Annotated in this window: 1 protein-coding gene; it reads right to left on the minus strand. The window is 58.1% G+C overall.

Features of this window, described 5'->3' with window-relative positions; all coding sequences use genetic code 11:
• Positions 1 to 119: 119 nt before the first annotated feature.
• On the minus strand, positions 120 to 706 hold a 587-nt coding region (locus tag ACR0C6_RS21780), incomplete at its 5' end, for a GTP 3',8-cyclase MoaA (protein WP_480621234.1).

Consider the following 706-nt stretch of genomic DNA (forward strand, 5'->3'; position numbering starts at 1 on the left):
GAGATCAGAGCGCAGTACAGGTAGTACAGCGCTGTGGGTCGGTCTTGGGGATCCGGCATGTATCAGCCGCCTGTATGGCTCATATGGCGGGTCATCCGGCCATCGACGGACTGGCGGGATTAGTCGAAGTCGTGACCTTTTGGTTTCAGGTTGATCGCCGCGCGGATGGCATCTTCAAGCGGCTGTTCTGTATCGGGGTGATCCCGCAATGCGCCGCGCAGATCAGCCATGTCCTCCTGCCCAAGACACATATAAAGCTCGCCAGTACAGGTCAGGCGCACGCGGTTGCAGCTTTCGCAGAAATTGTGGGACAGGGGCGTGATGAAGCCGATCTTCTGACCGGTTTCTTCCAGCCTGATATAGCGGGCCGGGCCGCCAGTGCGTTCGGCCAGATCCGTGATTGTGTAATGGTTTTCGTACTCTTTGCGCACGTCCTTGAGCGACCAGTACTGGTCCAGGCGATCCTCGTTGCCGATATCGCCCATCGGCATGACCTCGATCCAGGTCAGGTCCATGTCGCGCTCGGCGCACCATTCAGTGATCTTGGGCAGTTCGGGTTCGTTGAAACCCTTGAGCGCAACAGCGTTGATCTTGATCCGCAGCCCTGCCTTCTGCGCCGCGTCGATGCCGTTCAGTACCTGTTTGAGGCGGCCCCAGCGTGTGACCTTGGCAAATTTGTCGTCATCCAGAGTATCCAGGGATACAT

This window comes from Ruegeria sp. AL12 (assembly GCF_056540885.1).